Raw genomic sequence first — 20,328 nt, 5'->3', positions numbered from 1 at the left:
GACGAGTAGTTAAGGCTGTAAGTCAACAAACGTATCATAATTTTATCATTACAACCAAACATCGAATTTAATGAATTTTTTTTTAAATCCGTTCTTGCAGAAGGGGCGGGGGAGCCTGTCTCATAAAAATCTCCGTCATGCTGCTTGGAAAGCAGACATTATTAGTCTCGAGAAGAGCTTCCTTTTTGCTCGATATCTACCTAAAACTTTGATGAAAATCAACCTTGTAGCTCTCTTAATGGGCTTAGGGCTTTCGTCTGTTAATGCGAATACCTATGCGCAACAAGTGACATTAAAACGTCAAAAGGCCAGTTTGGAAGCTGTTCTGAAGGACTTTGAGAAACAGAGTGGCTATACCTTTTTTTACAAAAAGACGGATCTCGCCGGTATTCAAGGTGTGACTGTGGACGTAAAGAATATGCCACTAGAACAGGCACTAAATAAGGTGCTACGTACTAATAATTTTACATTTGATTACTTCGGAAAGGCGATCGTTATTAAGAAAAGCCAGGCTCTTGTTCGACAAGAACAATCGAAGGAATTGCCGATGAGAGGGCTTGAGAAGGTCGTGGAATTACAACAAACTTATGTTCGTGGTAAGGTTGTTGACGAACAAGGAAAACCGCTAGCAGGGGTAACGGTTTCTTTGAGAGGACAACCGAAGAAAGGTGTAGCGTCCAACGAACGTGGAGAGTTTACGTTACCAATAAGTGCCAGTAACCAAGAGTTTGTTTTTCAGTTGATTGGTTACAAAACGGTTACGCAACGGATGCGTGGTACTAGTGATATTCAGGTGGTTACTTTATCTGTTGCACAAGGAGAACTAGAAGAAGTTGTGGTTTCCACCGGTATTTTCAAGAAAGAAGATAAGAGCTTTACAGGTGCTTCTCGTACTGTAACCACCAAGGAGCTGCGTCAATACGGTTCACGAAACTTGGTAACTTCATTAAGAAATATTGATCCTTCGTTCAATATTATTGATAACAACCTTTTTGGTAGTGATCCAAACCGATTGCCCGAAGTTCAGCTGCGCGGAAATTCCAGTATTCCTAATGTGAATGAAATACAGAGTGAAACCAATAGCCAGCTTAATACACCATTGATCGTATTGGATGGTTTTCAGTCTAGTCTCCAAGCATTAATCGATATCAATGAAAATGATGTAGCTTCAATCACCATTTTAAAAGATGCTGCTGCTACGGCATTATATGGTTCCCGTGGGGCAAATGGGGTGATTGTAATAACGACTAAATTGCCGCAGCCAGGTAAGCTCCGTATCAGTTTCGGTTCTGAGCTCAAGGTAGAAGCGCCAGATTTGAATGGGTATAATTTGCTAAAAGCAAAAGATAAATTGGAGCTGGAGCGATTGGCCGGTCGGTATAATTCTCCCAATGCGAGTACAGATATTCCGCTGAAACGTTATTACAATTTCTTGTTGGATGAAGTAAATAGAGGCGTGGAGACGGATTGGTTGGCTATTCCAGTTCGTACATCCTATGCTTTACGGAGCAATCTCCGCTTGGAAGGTGGCGATGGACAGTTTCGCTATGCGGCAGCTATTCAGAACAACAATACAGCAGGAGTCATGAAAGGGTCGTCCAGAAATACAATAAATGGGTCGATCACCTTATCCTATGCCTACAAGGATTTGATCTTTCGGAATTATCTCAATATTAACAATATTAAAAGCGCGATTTCACCGTATGGCACCTTTTCGGATTACGTCAAGCTGAATCCCTATTGGAGCCCTTACGATGCGGATGGGAATGTAAATCGTTTTTTGGGAGATCCCGGGACGACAGATTATTCCGGTGCTTGGCAAACGTTGCCAACCAACCCGTTGTATAATGCTACACTGCGGACTTTTAATAAGGCTAACCAAACCGATATCACAAATCAAACAGCAGTTGAGTGGAATCTTACTCAAGGATTGCGGTTGATGGGTAAGTTCAGCTTCACCAAATCCGACAGACAGAATGATGCCTTCCGACCAGCCGAACACACCGCCTTCGCTAATTATACTGGCGATGATGTATTCCGTAAAGGAGATTATGAACTCGGCATAAATAATGGTATGCGCTACGAAGGGGCAATCAATATGTCCTATAACAAACGGATTAAGGAAAAGCATCAGATTTTTGTGGGTGCTGAGGCAAATACCTATCAGGAGAAAACGTCTAATATCTCCATCTTGGCAGAGGGTTTTCCTAATGCGAACCTCGATTTTCCATCTATGGCGTTGCAGTATGAGAAGGACGGCAAACCGAACGGTGGAGAGTATTTCTATCGCACTGTCGGCTTTGTCGGGAATGCCAATTACAACTACGATAATCGCTACTTTGTGGATGGTACTTTTCGTATGGATGGTTCTTCACAATTTGGTTCGGAAAAACGCTTTGCACCATTCTGGTCGCTGGGTTTAGGGTGGAATCTACATGAAGAGTCCTTTTTCCAAAAAGGAGGTGTTGTGGATCGATTCAAATTACGGGGATCGTTGGGAACATCCGGCTCTACGAAATTTAATACCTATCAGGCGATGACGACCTATGCATACTATACGTCCGATCGGTACTACAACTGGAATGGTTCGTATTTGATGGGAATTGGAAATCCGGATCTAAAGTGGCAACAGGTTTTGAAGTATAATGTGGGAGCTGATATAGACTTGTTTAATAAGTATGTTCTCCTACAAGCAAACTATTATATGGAGGATACTAAGGATTTAGTGTCATCCATAACCACGCCAGCGTCAAACGGATTCTCTTTCTATACAGCGAATATCGGAAAGTTGCGAAACAAAGGATTTGAGTTGTATGCAACGGTTTATTTAATGAAAGATCCCCAGAATGTTACTTGGGCAATTTCGGGAACAGTCTTCCATAATAAAAACAGAGTACTGGAAACTTCACAGGCGTTAAAGGATGCGCAAAAAGTGCTTCGCGATGATCCAAATACACCGGGTAAAATGTATCTCGAAGGTTATTCCAGCAATGAAATATGGGTAGTACCCTCTCTTGGAATTGATCCAAGTACCGGGAAAGAGCTTTACCTGTCGGCAGACGGAACGCCGACCTATACGTGGCGCGCCGCAGATGTCGCTGCTGTAGGGAATACGGACCCGAAATTGTGGGGTAGTTTCAATACGATGGTACGCTATAAAGGATTCACCTTTAACGCGGCAATGGGATACAAGTTCGGCGGACAGGCTTATAACAGAACACTGGTAGACCGTGTAGAGATGAGTTCCTTCCAATATAACGTGGATGAACGCGTATTTACAGGCAGATGGCAAGTGCCAGGAGATTACGCACCATTCAAGGGATTATTAAACACAACACCAACGTATAAGACCTCACGTTTTGTACAGGATGAAAAGACCATTTATGCGCGCAGTTTTAACTTCCAGTATGACTTCCGTTATTCGAAATGGGTGAAGCAGATTGGCTTTGAAAACGTAAACGTAGGTTTCGATATGACAGACCCTTTTGTGTTGTCCAGCATTCGTCAGGAACGTGGTACAAGTTACCCCTTCTCCAGACAGTTTACCTTCAGTATTAATGCAACTTTTTAAGCAAGAAACATGAAAAATTATCTAGTAATATCATTTTTGGTTGGCGCTTTATTTTTTACCTCTTGTGAAAAATACCTCGATGTAATGCCAAAAACGCAAATTCCGGAAAAGGAACAATTTAGTACTGAACAGGGATTTAAAGACGCCCTTACCGGTGTTTATATTTCAGCAAAAACCTTAGATACGTATGGAAAGGAGCTTGCTTATGGTACCATCGAGTCGCTAATTTCCAGCTGGGATGTCACCACAAATACAGCAGACCAGCAATTAGGATTGTTTAACTACGGAGATGATCGCGTCATTAATAGATTCAATCGCATTTTTGAGCGACAGTACTCAACTATTGCACATGCAAATGCAATTCTTCAGAACCTGGAAACTAATAAGTCGGTACTCATTACTTCTGGCCTATATGAGCTCATTAAAGCAGAGTGTTTGGCTATGCGAGCCTATATCCATTTCGATCTTATGCGTCTCTATGGTCCGGTTCCTGAGGATCCAACCAAAGGAAATAAGCTGGCTTATGTCACAAACTTTGACCGGGAGATTAATGCGCATATTTCTTACGATGCCTTTAAAATGAAAGTGTTGGCGGATATTAAAGAAGCCGCTGAGCTTATTAAAGCGGTGGATCCGCTGCTCACCTACTCGATGGCCGAGGTACGGAGTCCGATTACCAGTGGTACAGGTAGTGGTTTTAGGCCAACAGATACCTTTTTTGCATACCGCAATATGCGGATGAACTATTATGCAATAAGAGCGCTTGAAGCCCGGGCGAATTTATGGTATGGAAACAAAGAAGCAGCTTATGTTGCGGCGAAAGAGGTGGTGGAAGCGAAGAATGCGGACGGTTCGCAAAAGTTTAAACTGGCCACAGGAACGGAGTATTCAGCTACTAATTATATCTTAACCACGGAACACCTGCTGGGTCTCTATGCTTTTGATATGGCGAAATCGTATACAGGTAATTTTGGTAATGCTACCTATAAGAAGGGAACCTCAGCAACAACGATCCGCAATCAACTGTACGGTAATACGGGAACAGATTTTCGTGAATCATCCTTGTGGAATATTATTACGTTAGCGAATGGATCCACAAATAATGTGATTAGAAAGTATTGGGTAACGGCGGATAATGTGACCAATGCGACCGATTATAAGCAGATGCCCTTATTGCGCACGAGCGAGATGTATCTTATCCTTGCTGAAACAGCGCCTTTTGCCGAAGGTGTGAACTATTTGAAAACTTTTCGCACAGCACGCAATATATCCAACATAGCAAATCCGCAAGATTACCCTTCTTTGGTTTTGGAGATTATTAAGGAGTATCGCAAAGAGTTCTACGCAGAAGGACAAGCCTTCTATGCGTATAAACGACTGAACGCACCGAAAGCACAAGTATTATTTGTGCCTGCTGCGGCTGTTGTTAACTATCTATTACCGATGCCGACTGTTGAGACCATTAATTAATGAATCATGAAAAAGTATACCTATTTATATATAATTACAGCGTTGGTATTGTTGGTATCATACAGCTGTAAAAAGGATCAGTATTATATTTTCGATGATATTCCACGTATTCAATTTGGTCCGCCAATAACGTCGTTGGTGAACGTCAATCCATACACGGATTCTTTGAAAGCAGAGACCTTTTATTATGAAGCGGCTGATGTTGTGCGGGATACCATTTATTTCGACATTTTTACTTTGGGCGAAGTGAGAAAGAATGATCGCGCTTATAAGTTGAAACAAATACAGTTACCGGGCGTAGAAAACGCCATTCCAGGCAAGCATTATGTGGCTTTTGACGATGCAGCTGTTGTTCCATTGTATGTAATTAAGAGTGATTCCGTACATGCTCGTGTGCCCATTGTTGTACTGCGTGACAGTGAACTCAAGAGTAAAACTGTCAATCTTGGTTTCGAGATTGTCGCCAATGAAAATTTTGATAAAGGTGAGCCAACAAAGGTGTGGCGTAAACTTCAGTTTACGGACCGCTTGAGTAAGCCCAATGCATGGACGGCTTCTTTTTCTCAGTATTATTTTGGAAACTATAGTGTTCGCAAACATGCTTTTATGATTGAGACAACCGGCGAAAAATGGGATCAAAATTTTATAGCGACTATCCCATCTGACCAAATTACTTACTATAAGTCTGTAATGGGGGAGGCGTTGATTGACTACAACAAAAAGCATCCAGATGCACCAATGCGTGATGAAAACAATGAGTTAGTTTCATTCCCTAATTAATGATCAACATGAGAAAATTATATTACTACGCAGCTGTCCTGCTTCTATTGATGGCCTTTTCTTGCGCAAAAGATAAGGGAAATTATGATTACGGTGACGGCGAGTTTATTGAGATTTCTGGTATTGAAACAAGCTACAATGCCATATCGCAAAAAGATACAGTGAAGATAGCGCCGGTGGCAAAATCTAACAAGGAGGGTGAGTTGGAGTACCGTTGGGGTATTTATGAAACCAATGTGCAAGGTAGAGTTGAACCTCTTGATACGATCGCCCGAACACAAAATTTAAGCTATTTCGTAAAAGAGGAAGCCAAAGGCTGGGTTTTGGTTTTTATGGCACGAAACAAAAAGACCGGATATACACAATATAAAACGACTTCATTGACTGTGAGCACATTGTTTACCCGTGGCTGGTATGTCTTAAAGGATGATGGAACAAATTCTGATCTGGACCTTTACTTAACGCCACAGAACAATACAGTGAGTGGAAAAATGGAGGATGTGTATAGCCAAGTTAATGGACAGAAAATTCAGGGTACTGGTGTTTTCTTAAGCTTTGCTACGAACTACAAAACGAATATCCTAAATCCAAATGTTTTTGCGAATACCCGAACACTCTTTGCTTCTACCAGTAAAGATATTCAAGCCATTGGTATCAATACGATGAAGTATATCCGGAATAGGGAAGATATTTTTCTAGGTGGAGCACGTCCTGTGAACGGTGCAGCGGCTGTTTTTAATGGCTCTGCCGCTACCTATATTTTAAATGATAATCAATTGTTTAATATTTACGCGATGAGCGCTAACTCTGGATTATTTGGAAATAGAATTATGATGGATGGCACAAACAGTCCATACGCATTGTCGAAATATATGTTCTCCAGCGCTGGAACCGATCCTATTTTATTTGATAATACAAGTGGATCTTTTGTAACACTTGGCAATGGTAGTGGTTCAGTTTTCACGATTTATACGGATGCAGCAACCAATACATTGAAAACTAAAAATAATAACCATACGGCCTTGTTTCTAGGGTATAAAAGTAGCGTTTATTTACCTGCCCCTGATTACTACTCCCGCTATATCGGATACGCTATCTTGCAAGATAAGACGGATCCTGCCGTGAAGAGATTGTGTTACTTAGTGAAGGATAAATTTGTGCTGACCGTTACACCCGAGGTGATTAATCCGTCTTCTAAATTGTATGATGCAAGTCACTATACCTTATTGGTTGAAGATGAAAATCTCCTCTACTTTGTGAATAACAATGAGGTGTATAGTCGCAACTTGAGTAATGGCTTTGAGCAATTGCAGTATGCAATTCCAGGTTCAGAAGTGGTTACATTTATCAAACACCTGAAATATACGGAGAGTGCAAGTCCGGGATACAGTTTTAATTATATCATTGTGGGTACAAAATCCGGTAGTGAATACAAAATTCGGATGTTTAATAAAGTGTCCGGCAATCTGGAAGCAACACCCGTACAGACCATAACTGGTAAGGGAAATGCAAATAGCATAATTTATATCGCACCGTCTGTGAGCGAGTATACCTATCCAAGTTCTTACTAACGAAAGCTATAACTAATTTATATGAAATCATTTTTAACATTAGCATTAACAGCATTGACAGGATTTGGGCTCTACGCCCAAAATCCTGTGACCATTAAAGGAACGCTGGACCAAGAGTTTTCCAGAACCGTAAAGCTTTATAAAGTTGTCGAGGGAGATATGGTTGAAATTGCCAGTTCTGTTCCGCAGGAAGGAAAAAAATTTGGATTTAACTTTTATGCACCCTATGAAGGATTCTATGCCATTGGTACGGGTGCGCCAGGTAGCCAAACAGACAATGCGACGTTTTATTTTAAACCTGGCGACCAATTGGAGGTCAATTTAACAGCCGCAGGATATGAATTGGTTGGAAAGAATAACAGTAAGGAAAATGTAACGTTGTCAAAATGGAGTAGTACGGTCAACGACGTTTACCAAAAAGCTTTTAACTGGCAACGCGTTCAAAGTACCTTTGTAGATTTCTTTCCTGTGCTAGAAACAGTGAGTAAGCAAACTGGAGCTTTTATCAATAGCAATAAAACAGGTAACAAAAAGTTTGATAATATCTTTGGAACGTATGTTAAGTGGGATTTAGCGGCTAATGCTACTAATTTTTTGAATACACCACGATCGGCTCACCCGTCAATTGAGGAGTATTCTGATTATTATAACAGCCTCTCCATAGTAGATTTTTCTAGCAATGCGTCTCTGGTTTATCAGTTGCCTTGGGGAAATCGCACTTTAGGAGGCGTGTCATCTGTTACACGACGTCTAGAGAAATTAGCGTATGTACCAGGAGTTGCTGGATTAAAGAATGATCTCAATTTTTTACAAAATGATACCTTGAAAGGAGATCTTGTTCTGACTTATTTGGCAAGACAGAAGGATTACAAGGCCTATAAAGAAGCTGCAGATCTTTACAATGGCTATATCTTAACGCCAGCACAAAAAGCAAAGGCGATGTCTATTATGAATGAAATGGCGCAGTTGAAGACGGGTGATCAAGGATTAAACTTTGCATTTCCAGATAAAAACGGTAAGACCGTTCAGTTTAGTGATCTAAAAGGGAAAGTAGTCCTTATCGATGTTTGGGCGACATGGTGTGGTCCCTGCAAAGCTGAAATTCCACATTTGAAGAAACTAGAGGAAGAAATGCACGGCACGGACGTTGAGGTGGTGAGTATATCGGTCGATGAGGCGAAGGATAAAGAAAAATGGTTGAAGATGATTAAAGATGAAAATCTGGGTGGATTACAGCTTTTTGCTTCCGGATGGGGTGATTTTGCCAACTACTATAAAATTAAAGGAATTCCACGTTTTATGGTCTTTGATCGGGAAGGTCGAGTTGTGACGATTGACTCCCCGCGGCCGTCAAATCCGGAGCTTAAAAAATTGCTCGAAAAGGTTCTGGCCGATAAATAGGTTGTTATGTGTAGAAATTGGGTTTTATTCTTACTAACTGTTATGCTATTTCCTGTGCTCACTGTAGCACAAGGAGATAGTGTTACGGTCAGTGGAACTATATGGTTTGAACATCCAAATCAGGCATCGAAGGTCGCGTTGCTGGTTTCAAATATAGATGGAAGGCGACAAACATTTACAGGAACGTTGATTGAGGGACATTTTTCAGTTCGGGTTCCCAAGCAGGAGTCGGTTGCAGAAGCACAGTTGCGGGCTATTGGGGAGACACCTCCCGATGTGATGCAACGTCCGTTGGATTTCTTCATTGGTAGGGACGATTTGGTAATTAACGCGCGGATTGAAGAGCTCGACTTAGGTAGGGTGTCGGGAGATCAGGAAAATAATATGTATGATGATCTGCGTCAATCAAAGGCCGGTTTTTCTCGTGAGGTAAAGGCGCTATTTGCACCAATATTGACGCAGCAGGTAAACTCAGAATCGCCTGAAGGGAAAGAGATAATGAGTAAGGTGTCTGCTTTATTGCTTAAGGAGTCTGCATTGGACAAAGCCTTTATTGCAGCACATCCGGATGCTTACGCGAGTTTGTTTTTGTTGTATCGCCTTCAAACGCGGTATACATCAGACGACTACGCGAAGGCTTTTGCTGCATTAAGCCCGAGATATCATCATACAAAAGCTGCTCAAGACATAAAAAGCAAGATAAGTAAGGAGTTGATCACTGCAAAAGGTACACCCGCTATTGAGTTTCAAGGATTGACAATTGATAAAAAAGATTTTGCGCTGTCAGATTTAAAAGGCCGAGTCGTTTTATTGGATTTCTGGGGGAGCTGGTGTGGTCCTTGTCGCGCGAGTATGCCACATCTTAAAACGTTGTATACCCTGTATAAAGATAAGGGCTTTGAGGTTGTTGGGATCGCACAGGAACGTGGAAAGACATTAGAAGAGTCGAGCGCCAGTTGGAAGAAAGCTATTGATGAGTTGGGAATTCATTGGGTCAATATTCTCAACAACGCTGGGAAGGAAAAACTTGACATTGTTAAAGCTTACGGCATTAGCGGATTTCCGACCAAGATATTGTTAGATGCCCAAGGGAACATCTTGCTTCGCGTTACTTCTTCCGGAGCGGATGATGCTATTGACGCTGCGTTACGAGGTGTTTATGGTTTGTAGGTTATTCTTTTAGTACTTAAAAATGGTATATCATTTAAAGCGTCATTTGATGACGTTCTTGTATTTATTTCTGGTCACAACTGTGCATACAGTAGCCCAAGAAAATAAACCGGTATTTGAGGCCTTGGAGGAAGCTTTTCAGCAGAAGCAAGAGCAGGTTTTATTGCCCTACCTTTCAGGATCTTTTGCTGTTGCAGGTAATACTGGGGAAGGTGCGCAATATCGGTTGAAACAAATTCTAACAAACTATTCCGCTGTATCGGTTAAGGTACTGGCGAATAGAAAGGTAAAAAAGGGGATGTTGTATGATGTAGAGTTTACGCAAAAGGATGGTAAGATCGATAAAAGTCAGGCATTACTTGATTCTGACGGTAAGCTGATGTATATCACGTTGTTTGATTGGTTGTATGGTCTTCGGCGTGAATCGGAATCCCGATTATTAGCGAAGATCCCCTTTGAAAATTATAATGGGTCAATTATTCTGACGCTGAAGATTAATACGCTTCAACGACCGATTCGTCTATTGTTTGATACAGGGGCCGATGGGATGGCGGTGAGTCAACATCTAGCAGATGAAATCGGTTTAAAGGTTACGCGTGAAAATAATGCGTCCGTGGTGGGAGGAAATAAACAGATCCAAGTTTCGGATGGAAATACCGTGTACTTGGATACGCTAACTTTAACCGGTATGGGAATAGCGATCTTCCCAGAGATGGGTAGAGACCATGCGGAAGGCATTATTGGTAACACACTTCTTCGCAAGTATATCACTCATATTGACTATGACAGTAATGTAATGTCCCTGTATAGCTTTGGCGAACATTCTTATTCGGGCGAAGGTCATACCGTTGCGGTAACTATGCCGTCTGGAGTAATGCTTCTTCCTGGACAGTTGGATATTGTAGAGGGTAAGAGCTATAGCGGTAATTTTGTGTTTGATACGGGGGCATCGTATGACCTCATCTGCTTTCGGCCATTTGTACGTAGCAATAAGCTGTTAGTGTCGGGTTTTAAACCCGAAGTGCAAGCGGCCACAATAAGTATGGGTATTTCTTCACCTACCTTTATGGGGAAAAGTTATCAGTTTGCGGTTTCTCCTCTTGTGCCGATGAAAGGCTTACCGGTGACTTTGATGGGTGGAAGTAGTAATAATGAAAGCTGGAACCCTGGCGCGGATGGTTCCATCGGTATAAGGTTGTTGAGTCGTTATAATATGACCATTAATGTAGCCGAAAACGAAGTGTTTTTTCAACCAAATAAGTTATACCCTTTCCCACAAGATTTTGTATTGGGCGGTTTCCATATGGGCTGGGATAATAAGGGACAGCTTGTTGTCTTAGGTACTACCGGTATGCCATCACAGGAAGGGACACTAAAAGTGGGTGATGTAATACATAGTATTGCAGAGCACAGTTCGCAGAGTATGCAGAAGAAACCAGCGGTGATTGATCAGTTTTGTGCGGATTCAAAAGCCGGAAATAAGATTCAGATTAAACTTTTAAACAATACCGTAATTTCTCTGTAGAGGTTCCTCTTGGGAGACGGACTAATTATAAACCAATGAAAAATAAGATGTTAAAACTGTTGTTTGTCTGCTTTTTGGTAGGGCTAAACAACGAAATTCTTGCACAGCAAGAGCATGTTTTTAAAGGTACTTTTGAAGACTGCAAAAAGCAGGCGGCCAAAGAGAATAAAATGATCTTGGTCGACCTTTATTTTGAGGGGTGTATGCCTTGTAAAGAGATGGATGATAAAGTTTTTCCGGATCCCGAGGTTGTGAAGGTGCTGGAGCCTAATTTCTTATTGTATAAAACGGATGTCTTTAAGGAAGAGGATGGGAAGAAATTAGCACGTAAATATGCGGCAAGCGGTTTCCCGACCTACGTGATTCTGGATGCTTCCGGAAAAGCAATTTTGATTGAAGCAGGCTTTTTTGGAGTACGTCGTTTTGTGCCTTTGCTCGAAAAAGCAAGAAAACTTAAAAGTGCAGGTACATTCTTAGCTTTTGATACGGATATGGATAAAAAGTATCCGGACGCTTACAACTATCGTTTTATGCGTAGTGGTGAAAAGGGAGATGGAGCCTCTTTAACTTCTTTTCTACAGGGAAAGGATCTTTTGGATGAAGTATCTTTTGTTTCGAGTACTATGGTTAATAGTCCGGAGATTACCACCCGTATCTATGACAACTTGCCTCAATTTTTGGAAAAATACGGTAGTAGCCTCTTGATGAATCCGGTCAATCGTGCTGCCGAACAACGTATTGAAGCTTTCGGAAAGGCGCAACAATTGGATAGTTTCCATCAGACTTTAAAGCATATCCGCCCGGTATATAATGAACGTCTATGGTCGGTGTTTCTACCCAATTTAGTGCGTTCTTATTACAATGGGAGTAAAAATGCAGAGGTATATCTTTCCTTAGCGAGTCAGTACGAAATTTTTCCAAGCTGGGCACATCGTAGTAATGCTTTGGGCGAGATTATTATTGACCAGAAAGATAATCCCACATTCTTGAAAAAATTGAAAGAAGAGTATGCAACCGCCTTTAAGACGGGTAAATCAGATATTACTGATGCTTATAAGTTGAGCCTTATTTGTGTTTACTTGGGCGATTTCCAGGAGGCAAAAAGTGTGTCAGAAGCGCTTGTTGATGAGAAATTGCCTTATCAGTTTCTCGCCATAAAGAAGGAGGATGTCGATGCGTTAAGGACGGCGATTACAAATAAAAAATTAACAGGTTTTGAGGCAAAGGATGTTAAAAAGCCGATTGGTTTTACCATGGATTAAATGAAGTTTAAGATGATTAAAAAAATAATGCTTGTTCTTGTTGCTGTTGCAACAGCGCTTTTAACTTATGCGCAAGCGCCGAGTAATATTACCGGAGTGGTGGAAGGTACGGCTGCAAAGAAAGTAGGACTGTATAAAGTGTTGAATGGTCGTTTGGTGGAGATAGCAACATCTACACCCGATGAGAAGGGACGCTTTGGTTTTAGGTTTGTGCCGGAGTATGAAGGGTTTTATTCGATAGGCATAGGAAGCCCTTTAAGCCAGCAAGGGTTTAATCGTTTCTATTTTCGCGGAAATGAAGACTTAAATCTTACACTGAATAAGGATGGTTACGTGTTGGTGGGAAAGAATAGTAAAGAGAATGAAGCGCTGTACGCTTGGGACCAAAAATCGAAAAGTTTCAAGGTAAAAGGCACAACTCCTGGCGGTATGAGTACCTATGTGGATTTTTTTCCTGAGGTAGAGGCAATGAAGGGGCAGATTGCAGGAATAGGAAATTCCGTAAAGACTGGAAATGCAACTTTTGATAAACTTTTCCCAACAATCGTATCAACGGATTTTGCGTACTATGCAATTTCATATCTTTATATGCCACGTACAGCACATCCGAGTAAGGAGGAAATGAGCGAATATTATACGTCATTTAATGCAGACCAGTATCTGACAGAGAATTTGTTGAATCTACCTTATGGCGATCGATTTTTGTCGTCTTTAGTGTTCCGTAAGATGCCTTCTGGGAAAATGCCGGAGCTCGATGAGCAGATCGCTGCAATTCCTTCGGATGTGTTGAAAGGACAATATATTTTACAACGTCTCGAGGGGGCTCGTTCATACAATGATTTCCAAGAAATGAACGACCAATATAAGAAATACTTTCTGTTGCCAGAACAACAGCAGCGTGCTCTAGCGGTGGAAACTAAGTTGGTGGAAACAAAAACAGGCGTGCCTGCATTTCAGTTTAAATTTCCGGATGTCGAAGGAAAAGTTGTAGGGTTAAATGATCTGAAAGGAAAAGTTGTTCTATTGGATTTATGGGCAACATGGTGTGGTCCATGTCGTGCGGAAGAACCACATTGGGAAAAATTGAACGAGGAATTCAAGAACCAAGCGGTAGCGTTTGTTGGAATTTCTACAGATCAGGATAAACCAAAGTGGGAGGAGTATGTAAAGACTAAACACTTAAAAGGAATTCAACTCCACGCAGGCGTCGGAAACCCCTTGTCTACTGCTTATGCAGTAAATAGTATTCCGCGATACATTTTGATAGATAAGAATGGAAATCTAATTTCCGCCGATAGCCCACGACCGTCAGATCCCAAACTCAAGACGTTAATTGAGGAGTGGTTGAAGAAATAGTGTTTGAACCCCATATAACTATTAAGGTGAAGTGGGGTTCATATTAATGCACAGAATCTCACTGAGTATTAATCCTGAACATCTAACGATGTATACCTGAAATTGTCTGATCCAGATTTAGTATAGCTACTTGGAACATATGGTTGATCGGTAATGAGCCTTGTTTTGTAAGTTATTACATGTATATTCGGCCATTTCAAAAACATTTCAACTATGAAAAAAATAAACCTTTTAGTGGTCTTCTTTATTCTATTCTTTAGTAGGGCCTTTACCCAGACAGACGTAAGCTATATTATTACACCAAAGAGTGATACGATATATGGTGAGTTTGTCTCAAGTAATGCTAGAGTTGTAAAATTTAAGGTTGATGGAAAAAAGAAAAGTTTTGGAGTTAGAGAGGTATTTCGTGCTTTTGATGCAAAAAGTCAAACTCTATTTGCACCTACGCATGTCTTAGATGGAAAAGTTAAAATACCTGGATCGGAACCGAAGAAATATCGCATTTATGATCGTGCACGATCTGAGGGCATATTGTCCTTTTTGGAAGTATGTGCGGATGGAGATATTATTGTTTATGGTGAAGGAGGAACCACGACCCCAGGCAGGGCAAGTGTAGTGCCAGGAGGTGCCCCAATAGGAGGCGTTACGAGCCCTCCCCAGTATTATATATTTAAAAAATCGCAAAATGAAGTGCTTGTACTTAAAAGTCAAGGAGGATTTTTGATGGGCGGAATGTCTAAAGATCGCATTATAGCCAGTTTGAAGGATTTTATGCCTAATGCTCCAGAACTATTAATGCAACTTGAAAATGAGAAGAAGCTTACTAGTACGGTGTTTATTAATTATGTCAAAATGTATAATGATATTAAGAAGCAGGACACTGCAAGTGAATATGGTACCCAATTATTTTAACACCATACTCTCAAACAATAACCTTTAACAAAAAAAAGCGACTTCTTTTGAAGTCGCTTTTTGTAGCCCGTAGGGGAATCGAACCCCTGTTTCAAGAATGAAAATCTTGCGTCCTAACCCCTAGACGAACGGGCCGTTTTCCTGTTTCGGTGTGCAAATATAGAAAGGTTAATTCATTTTGCAAAACTTTTTTCAAAAAAGTTTATAAAAGTTGATTTAATGGAGTTAAAGTTAGATTAACAGCCTTACTATGCGTTTACTCGCGATCTCGAATAATTAAAAAATTTTATTATTTTAGAACAATCAAATTATAACCATCATGTGCAAATCATTTCTTGGTATTAAATTATTCCTTTCCTCTATTATGGCTATTTCTATATTAGAACCTATACATGCGCAGGTTCAGAAAGATCAATTCGAAATATCGTGGCGTGCCTCTGAAAATTATAATGGTAAGGATAATCTCGATTTGGTTTTAGTACTTAAAAATACGAAAAATAAGACGGTGCAACTTGACAGGGGAGATATCTGGTTCAATACTATTTTTCCACTTGTTGAAAAGAAAGATAGCAAGTTTGAATTAAGCGATAAGAATGGGAATCTCTTTTGCATTCGTTTTGCAGATGGGACACAGTTGAAAGCTAAGGACTCCATTGTTATGACCTATGCTTCAAAGTATCCAATTGTGAATGTATCAACGGTTCCGAATGGTTTTTATTACCAAGATCGTGTAGATCACTCCAAACATTATAATATACCGCTACAGGCGGCTAAAATTAAAGGAACCGCAGCAGATCAAAATCTATTTTGGGAGAAGCTATACGACAAGATCCAGGCACGTGACCAAGCTAGCGATAGTAAATTAATATTGCCGACACCTAAAAGTATACAACAGAAAAAAGGACAACTTACTCTACAAGGAGCTGTTTCATATCGTGTTGATGAAGCTTTTTACACCGAAATCGCTAACCTCAACGAGTTTGCTCTCCAGTTTTCTGGAATTAGCTTTACCGAAGGAGGGGAGGATGCTCTCCTGAAGATTGTGAAGAAAGCCGGTTATGGAAGAGAAGCATATGGATTAGAAATCGATGGTCAGGGCATACGGATGGAGGCCTCTACCGGAACCGGTATTTTCTACGCGTTACAGACTGTTCGCTCCTTATTGACGGTATCCGACTTTAAGGCTACGTCCATTCAATTACCATTCGTCTCCATCCAAGACGAACCGCGGTATGGATATCGCGGGCTCATGTTGGATATTGCTCGTAACTTTCGAGGTAAAGAAAGTATGCTAAAGTATTTGGATTTAATGTCACATTACAAGCTTAATACCTTTCATTTTCATTTTATCGACGATGAAGGTTGGCGTATAGCGATACCATCCTTTCCGGAGCTTACTGAGGTGGGGGCAAATCGTTCGGCAATGTTTCATAACGGTTCTACGATACAGCCTGCCTATGGCTCGGGAGCAGAGCCAACGAAAGGGCACTATCTGACGCGACAGGATTTTATCGAGATTTTACGATACGCGAAGCAACGTCATATTACCGTCGTGCCCGAGATTGAAACGCCTGGACATGCCCGCGCTTCAATTAAGGCAATGGAAGCACGATATCACAGGTATATGAAAGAAGGAAATAAAGCCGAGGCTGAAAAGTACCTGTTACATGATTTTGATGATAAATCGGTCTACAGTTCGGCGCAGTATTTCAATGATAATATCATGAACCCGGCGCTTCCGTCTGTTTATGCGTTTTTAGGCGTTGTGTTGGACGATTTTAAGCAGATGTATAGGGACGCTGGGCTTACTCTTGAAAAGGTCTCTTTGGGTGGCGATGAGGTACCAAATGGCGTTTGGGAAAAATCACCTAAAATAATGGAATTGATGCGCAAGGAGAATTTTAAGACGGTTTATGAGGTGTGGCCATACTATATCCAAAAGATCAATGAACTTTGTCATGCACGAGGTGTACAGATGGCTGGATGGGAAGAGATGGGCATGGTGAACCAGGGAAAAGGAATGGATGTAAATCCAACGTTAAAAAATGGCAATATCCAGCTCGACGTTTGGAACAACCTTGTTGGTGGTGGACAAGAGGATCTTGCTTATCGCTTGGCTAATGCTGGTTATGAAACGGTTTATATCAGTGCGAACAATAACTATTTTGACATGGCATGGAGTACAAATTTTGACGAGCCAGGTTTGAAATGGGCGAGTTACGCAGATCTGTATCAGTCTTATACTTTCTTGCCCGAACATTTCTTTTCTACGATTGAATATAGTATAAATGGAGCTAAGTTCCCTAAAGGCCATTTTAATAACAGCGTTCGCCTGACAGAAGAGGGACGGAAGAATTTGGTGGGGATAAAAGGAGGCTTATGGGCGGAGACAATTCAAACCGTAGAACGGAGTGATTATATGCTCTTCCCTCGTCTTTTCGCTCTGGCAGAACGCGCTTGGTCTCCTCGTAAAGATTACGAAGGCGATAATGCTTTCTCCTTAATGGCATTCGATAAAGACTACAGTCAGTTTATAAACAAAGTTGGGAATAATGAATTGAAAAAAATTGCCTCTACTGTTAAGTTTCGTTTGCCGGCTGTTGGTCTTAAAGAAATAGAAGGAAAACTTCATGCGAATGCAGAATACCCCGGTTTTGCTATATATTATACGACAGATGGTCGGATGCCGACAGCAGCAAGTGCAAAATATGATGCTCCTTTCGCGTTAAAGAAAGGACAAGTTGCAACCTTTGTCACTGTAGGTGAAGATGGCAGAACGAGTCTGCCGACCGTTTTTACGAAATAAAAGACAAGACCTCGCTCAGTTCAATATCTTGATGCGAAGCATGGTACAAGCATGAATCTCCCTGAAGCACTAACAGCTGGGGAGATTCGTGTTTTACAGCCCAGTGTTCGGCAATAAAATTAGATATATCCCGTAAAGCAATAAGGTCTAAAAAATAGATTACAGCGCCCGCTGGAAGCTGGTCGAAATCAAACTCCAAACTTCTTTTGGCCATGCTGCTTACAGAGCAACGTGTACTATGTTTAAAGACGACAAAAGGACGATTGCTTGATGCCAGATTCTGTAATTGATCAAGCGATTGAAGAGATTCCCAGTTCATTTTATAAATTTTCAAATTTTGCCGCTTCCATATCGGTAAATGCAGCAACGGTGGTGAATGTTGTATTTCGATCGGCGTGTTGTAGGTTTTTGAATATTGTTGGGAGGAATAGACCGCCACCAATATCCTTATAGCCATTAACATAAAAAGCATTTCCTTCTTTGTCTATGAGCTGCCGAATAAAACCATCATCGGCATTAAATAACATATCGCCAGCAATAAAATTATCTTTTAGCTGGAAGGAAACGGCATGCAGCTTCTCTGCATTAATTATCTTGGAGCTCACCTTGCCAACTCGTGTATCCGGTCTATCCATTAACGTGGGGAGAAATAATAGCGAAGCGTCCCGAAGAAATTGCTCGTTTACCTGTTTAAAGGATGTAAGGATATCAACATCGTGTTTCTTTTCCTCCTTACCGTTGACGAAATAACGCAGTAATTTCTCTGTTTTATAGTTGAAAAGGACGACTATGTTTTGATTGTTCATTGTTCGTCCTTCAAAGCGGCACTCTCCTGTTTTTTTATTAATCAGAAACCGTCTGCCATTCTGTAGATAATGGGCATCGTTGCCATTGGCGGTAAATAAGATGAAATCTGTTGCATTCCATTTACTTTTACCGCCAACACCTTTCCATAAACTTGCTATGCTCCCACTTTGTGCTGTTTGAGCATTGACGATGGATAAGCTGCCAAAAGCTAAAAGGAAGACTATAATGGGGAGAATTTTTCTCATTCTGTTTACTTCGTTCTACTTTTTTTCTTCGGATAGGTGCTGTAAGCAGCACACTTCTCCTGCGGAGCACAAGCGGAAAAAAGAGTGGCTCCTAAAAAAAGAAGACCAATAGATAGGAGTAGAAAACGTTTCATAAGCTTTGTTTTACAAAAATAGTACCATTAGTACCGTTTACTAATCAGCGCCATTTGAATTGCCGTAATAGCAGCTTCCTCCCCTTTATTTCCATGTTTACCACCCGCTCTGTCGAGGGCTTGCTCCAAGTTATCTGTAGTCAAAACGCCAAAGATAGCTGGTTTATTGTATTTGATTCCTACGTTTGCCACACCGTGACCTACGGCATCACAGATAAAGTCAAAGTGACGAGTTTCGCCTTGAATAATACACCCTAAGCAGATTACGGCATCAAAGCCTGGGTTGCGAAAACCAATATCTGCACCCGCGATAAGCTCGTAACTGCCCGGTACTTCGATGATATCAATATCACTTTCCTGTGCACCATGGTTCACAAGACCTGCAATAGCACCATTTAGGAGGGCGCCAGTTACCTGAGCGTTCCATTGTGATACAACGATTGCAAATTTCAATCCCTCTGCATTGCCGACTTTAATATGTGAAAAATCGGATAAATTTTTTAAGCTACTTGACATGGCGCAAAGATAAATAAAACATTGTTCATAAAAGAAGGAGATGTTTTTGGCATCTCCTTCACTAAAAGTAATTGAATTTTATATTATTGCTTTGCTTTCGCTCGAGCAATAAGTCCATCCACTAGATTTGCTTCTGGGCTCTCTGGATAATCTGTTTTAATAGATTGGTATGTTTGTTCCGCATTTTTGAAATCCTCCAATGCTTCGTAAACTAAACCTAATTTTTTAAGGAACAAAGGTGTAGTGTAAGAGTTCTTAGCCTTTTCTGCAGCGCGCTTGTATTGATCGGCAGCAGCTTTGTAGTCTTTGGATTCTGAGTAGGCATCACCGATAAGGCCGATGACAAGTGGGTCTAAGATTTCACTTCCTGTGTTACTGTATTTTTGAAGATACTTAATCGCTTCTTGGTAGTTACCTTGACGTAAGTATAGTCCTCCTAAGTATGCATTTGCAATATTTGCTGACTTCGTATTCGAGTATTCGTCTGCAATTTCTTTGAAACCTAAGAAAGAACCGTCTCCACTGATTGCTTTAGCTTGTAGAGAGTCGATCATAACATATTCTTCCGCTTTATACAGCTGATTCGCTGCTTTCTCTGCGCGTGGCTCTAGATATAGTTTCTGATAACCTAAATAAAGCAATATCAAGACCACGATACCGCCAACGATGAAGGTTATACTTTTTTGGTTGTCCTGAAAAAATGAACCAGTTTTTTTAGGTTCGATTGGATTTACATTAATGTTTGACATTTGTTATTATCGTATTATTAATATGGAACGCAAAATTACACTTTTAAAAATTT

General features: G+C 40.9%; 16 protein-coding genes and 1 tRNA gene. 11 read left to right on the top strand and 6 right to left on the bottom strand.

The genetic code is table 11. The features are described from left to right. Window positions 1-70 precede the first annotated feature (70 nt). The 10 genes from E2P86_RS16300 (at window position 71) to E2P86_RS16255 (ending at window position 15,018) form a co-directional block, all read left to right on the top strand. Window positions 71-3,571 carry a SusC/RagA family TonB-linked outer membrane protein gene (locus tag E2P86_RS16300; protein ID WP_085473290.1) on the top strand — a complete coding sequence of 1,167 codons (3,501 nt, stop codon included), beginning with the start codon at window positions 71-73 and terminating at the stop codon, window positions 3,569-3,571. Window positions 3,572-3,580: 9 nt separating this feature from the next. Then, window positions 3,581-5,041, top strand: coding sequence for a RagB/SusD family nutrient uptake outer membrane protein (locus tag E2P86_RS16295; RefSeq protein WP_134433768.1), 1,461 nt, complete (start codon window positions 3,581-3,583; stop codon window positions 5,039-5,041). Window positions 5,042-5,047: 6 nt separating this feature from the next. After that, window positions 5,048-5,821 (top strand): DUF4843 domain-containing protein, encoded by a 774-nt coding sequence (locus E2P86_RS16290; protein WP_085473288.1) that lies wholly within the window; start codon window positions 5,048-5,050, stop codon window positions 5,819-5,821. A gap of 8 nt (window positions 5,822-5,829) precedes the next feature. Further along, window positions 5,830-7,392, top strand: coding sequence for a PKD-like family lipoprotein (locus tag E2P86_RS16285; protein WP_166785211.1), 1,563 nt, complete (start codon window positions 5,830-5,832; stop codon window positions 7,390-7,392). A 21-nt stretch (window positions 7,393-7,413) separates the two neighbouring features. Continuing rightward, a complete protein-coding gene (locus E2P86_RS16280; RefSeq protein WP_085473286.1) occupies window positions 7,414-8,793 on the top strand; it encodes a TlpA family protein disulfide reductase in 1,380 nt (459 codons plus the stop codon). Window positions 8,794-8,799: 6 nt separating this feature from the next. After that, window positions 8,800-9,963 (top strand): TlpA family protein disulfide reductase, encoded by a 1,164-nt coding sequence (locus E2P86_RS16275; RefSeq protein ID WP_134433766.1) that lies wholly within the window; start codon window positions 8,800-8,802, stop codon window positions 9,961-9,963. A 22-nt stretch (window positions 9,964-9,985) separates the two neighbouring features. Further along, window positions 9,986-11,488, top strand: a complete 1,503-nt coding sequence (locus E2P86_RS16270) for a retropepsin-like aspartic protease (RefSeq protein ID WP_134433765.1) — start codon at window positions 9,986-9,988, stop codon at window positions 11,486-11,488. Between the two features lie 35 nt (window positions 11,489-11,523). Then, window positions 11,524-12,750, top strand: a complete 1,227-nt coding sequence (locus tag E2P86_RS16265) for a thioredoxin family protein (RefSeq protein WP_134433764.1) — start codon at window positions 11,524-11,526, stop codon at window positions 12,748-12,750. A gap of 12 nt (window positions 12,751-12,762) precedes the next feature. After that, the gene (locus tag E2P86_RS16260) at window positions 12,763-14,106 is read left to right on the top strand and encodes a TlpA family protein disulfide reductase (RefSeq protein ID WP_240775529.1); all 1,344 of its coding nucleotides are present in this window, start codon (window positions 12,763-12,765) and stop codon (window positions 14,104-14,106) included. A 213-nt stretch (window positions 14,107-14,319) separates the two neighbouring features. After that, the gene (locus tag E2P86_RS16255; protein ID WP_134433763.1) at window positions 14,320-15,018 is read left to right on the top strand and encodes a hypothetical protein; all 699 of its coding nucleotides are present in this window, start codon (window positions 14,320-14,322) and stop codon (window positions 15,016-15,018) included. A gap of 63 nt (window positions 15,019-15,081) precedes the next feature. Here the strand turns inward: E2P86_RS16255 and E2P86_RS16250 are convergent. Beyond that, window positions 15,082-15,153 (bottom strand) — tRNA-Glu (locus tag E2P86_RS16250). A 184-nt stretch (window positions 15,154-15,337) separates the two neighbouring features. Here E2P86_RS16250 and E2P86_RS16245 point away from each other — a divergent pair. Then, a complete protein-coding gene (locus E2P86_RS16245; protein ID WP_134433762.1) occupies window positions 15,338-17,824 on the top strand; it encodes a beta-N-acetylhexosaminidase in 2,487 nt (828 codons plus the stop codon). Here E2P86_RS16245 and ytxJ read toward each other — a convergent pair. The 5 genes from ytxJ to E2P86_RS16225 form a co-directional block, all read right to left on the bottom strand. Continuing rightward, window positions 17,814-18,143, bottom strand: a complete 330-nt coding sequence (gene ytxJ, locus E2P86_RS16240; protein WP_134433761.1) for a bacillithiol system redox-active protein YtxJ — start codon at window positions 18,141-18,143, stop codon at window positions 17,814-17,816. The two genes, E2P86_RS16245 and ytxJ, sit on opposite strands and share 11 nt — an antisense overlap. Window position 18,144: 1 nt before the next feature. Next, window positions 18,145-18,876 (bottom strand): hypothetical protein, encoded by a 732-nt coding sequence (locus E2P86_RS16235; RefSeq protein ID WP_134433760.1) that lies wholly within the window; start codon window positions 18,874-18,876, stop codon window positions 18,145-18,147. 5 nt (window positions 18,877-18,881) lie between these two features. Continuing rightward, on the bottom strand, window positions 18,882-19,010 hold the full coding sequence (locus E2P86_RS18335) for a hypothetical protein (RefSeq protein WP_262708587.1): 129 nt from the start codon (window positions 19,008-19,010) through the stop codon (window positions 18,882-18,884). Between the two features lie 27 nt (window positions 19,011-19,037). Continuing rightward, window positions 19,038-19,526 (bottom strand): 6,7-dimethyl-8-ribityllumazine synthase, encoded by a 489-nt coding sequence (ribH, locus tag E2P86_RS16230; protein ID WP_134433759.1) that lies wholly within the window; start codon window positions 19,524-19,526, stop codon window positions 19,038-19,040. Between the two features lie 83 nt (window positions 19,527-19,609). Then, window positions 19,610-20,275, bottom strand: a complete 666-nt coding sequence (locus E2P86_RS16225) for a tetratricopeptide repeat protein (RefSeq protein WP_085473233.1) — start codon at window positions 20,273-20,275, stop codon at window positions 19,610-19,612. Window positions 20,276-20,328 lie beyond the last annotated feature (53 nt).

This window comes from Sphingobacterium psychroaquaticum (assembly GCF_004421025.1).
Classification (GTDB): Bacteria; Bacteroidota; Bacteroidia; order Sphingobacteriales; family Sphingobacteriaceae; genus Sphingobacterium; species Sphingobacterium psychroaquaticum.
Note: the sequence above shows the minus strand (reverse complement) of the source record. Positions and strands in the feature narration are given on the sequence as shown.

Coding starts and splice junctions, on each gene's coding strand:
- E2P86_RS18335 (WP_262708587.1), bottom strand. CDS start 19,010: ATGAAACGTTTTCTACTCCTATCTATTGGTCTTCTTTTTTTAGGAGCC.
- E2P86_RS16300 (WP_085473290.1), top strand. CDS start 71: ATGAATTTTTTTTTAAATCCGTTCTTGCAGAAGGGGCGGGGGAGCCTG.
- E2P86_RS16245 (WP_134433762.1), top strand. CDS start 15,338: ATGTGCAAATCATTTCTTGGTATTAAATTATTCCTTTCCTCTATTATG.
- E2P86_RS16290 (WP_085473288.1), top strand. CDS start 5,048: ATGAAAAAGTATACCTATTTATATATAATTACAGCGTTGGTATTGTTG.
- E2P86_RS16280 (WP_085473286.1), top strand. CDS start 7,414: ATGAAATCATTTTTAACATTAGCATTAACAGCATTGACAGGATTTGGG.
- E2P86_RS16235 (WP_134433760.1), bottom strand. CDS start 18,876: ATGAGAAAAATTCTCCCCATTATAGTCTTCCTTTTAGCTTTTGGCAGC.
- E2P86_RS16255 (WP_134433763.1), top strand. CDS start 14,320: ATGAAAAAAATAAACCTTTTAGTGGTCTTCTTTATTCTATTCTTTAGT.
- ytxJ (WP_134433761.1), bottom strand. CDS start 18,143: ATGAACTGGGAATCTCTTCAATCGCTTGATCAATTACAGAATCTGGCA.
- E2P86_RS16285 (WP_166785211.1), top strand. CDS start 5,830: ATGAGAAAATTATATTACTACGCAGCTGTCCTGCTTCTATTGATGGCC.
- E2P86_RS16260 (WP_240775529.1), top strand. CDS start 12,763: ATGATTAAAAAAATAATGCTTGTTCTTGTTGCTGTTGCAACAGCGCTT.
- E2P86_RS16265 (WP_134433764.1), top strand. CDS start 11,524: ATGAAAAATAAGATGTTAAAACTGTTGTTTGTCTGCTTTTTGGTAGGG.
- E2P86_RS16270 (WP_134433765.1), top strand. CDS start 9,986: ATGGTATATCATTTAAAGCGTCATTTGATGACGTTCTTGTATTTATTT.
- E2P86_RS16225 (WP_085473233.1), bottom strand. CDS start 20,275: ATGTCAAACATTAATGTAAATCCAATCGAACCTAAAAAAACTGGTTCA.
- E2P86_RS16295 (WP_134433768.1), top strand. CDS start 3,581: ATGAAAAATTATCTAGTAATATCATTTTTGGTTGGCGCTTTATTTTTT.
- ribH (WP_134433759.1), bottom strand. CDS start 19,526: ATGTCAAGTAGCTTAAAAAATTTATCCGATTTTTCACATATTAAAGTC.
- E2P86_RS16275 (WP_134433766.1), top strand. CDS start 8,800: ATGTGTAGAAATTGGGTTTTATTCTTACTAACTGTTATGCTATTTCCT.